General features: G+C 69.3%; 1 protein-coding gene. It reads right to left on the reverse strand.

The genetic code is table 11. The features are described from left to right. Nucleotides 1–1,395, reverse strand: a 1,395-nt coding sequence (locus BZL64_RS28820; protein WP_244205530.1) for a condensation domain-containing protein, incomplete at its 3' end; no start/stop codon positions are given. Between the last annotated feature and the right edge of the window lie 21 nt (nt 1,396–1,416).

Consider the following 1,416-nt stretch of genomic DNA (forward strand, 5'->3'; position numbering starts at 1 on the left):
ATCCGTCCCCGCACCCAGCCGATGCAACGTCACCGCCAACGCCGCCTGCAACACCATGAACACCGTCACACCACGCTCACGCGCCACCTCACGCAACCGCGCATGCACCCCAGCCGACACCTCCACCCGCACCGCATGCCCCTCATGCGACGCCACCACCGGACGAACCCGGTCATACGGCAACCCCAACTCCTGCGGCACCCCCGCCAACACACCACGCCAATACGCCACCTGACGTGCGAGAACACTCTCCGGATCACTCTCGTCGCCCAGCAACTCCCGCTGCCACAACGCGTAATCCGCATACTGCACCGGCAACGCATCCCACACCGGCGCCTGGCCCCCACGCCGCGCCGCGTAAGCCACCGAGACATCCCGCGCCAACGGCCCCATCGACCAACCATCACCCGCGATGTGATGCACCACCACCACAAGCACATGCTCATCCGGACCCACCCCGAACAACCACGCACGCAACGGAATCTCGGTCGCCAGGTCGAAGGCACATGTCTGGGCCTGCGCCACCGCACCGGCTAGCCCTTCCTCCCCGACCTCGGTGACGGCCAGCTCGAAGCCGCACCCCTGCACCGGCAGGATCTGCTGATACGGCTCCCCGTCCGCCACCGCGAACACCGTCCGCAGCACCTCATGCCGCCCCAGCACATCCACCAACGCCGACTCCAACGCCCGCCGGTCCAGCCCACCCGACAACCGCAGACCCACCGGCTGGTTGTAGGTCGCGCTCGGGCCCTCCAACTGCCCGATGAACCACAACCGCCGCTGCGCATACGACAACGGCACCCGCTCCGGACGTGCCTTCGCGACCAGCGCCGGGCGTGCCTCACCCGCCTGACCCAACCGACCTGCAAGCCCCGCCGGCGTCGGCACCTCGAACAGGGTCCGCAGCCCGACCTCCACACCCAGAACCGCACGCACCCGACTCACCAGACGCGTCGCCAGGAGGGAGTGGCCACCCAACGCGAAGAAGTCGTCATCCACACCCACCTGGTCCACGCCCAGAACCTGCGCGAAGGCCTGGCACAGAATCTCCTCCTGCACCGTGGCAGGCGCCCGACCCCCACCCGCCGCGTAGGCGGGAGCGGGCAGCGCCTTGCGGTCGAGCTTGCCGTTCACCGTCAACGGCAGCTCATCCAGCACCACCACCGCCGACGGCACCATGTACTCCGGCAACCGGCCGGCCGCCCAGGCACGCACATCGCCGACCAGGCCGGCGGATACCGCATCGTCGACCCGCGCCGGGACGATGTAGGCGATGAGGCGTTTGTCGCCCGGGGTGTCTTCCCGTACGACCACCGCCACCTGGGCCAGCTGCGGATGCGCGGCCAGTGCCGCCTGGACCTCGCCCGGCTCGATCCGGAACCCACGGATCTTCACCTGATCATCCGCACGCCCCGC

This window comes from Streptomyces bobili, assembly GCF_002154575.1.
Taxonomy (GTDB): Bacteria; Actinomycetota; Actinomycetes; order Streptomycetales; family Streptomycetaceae; genus Streptomyces; species Streptomyces bobili.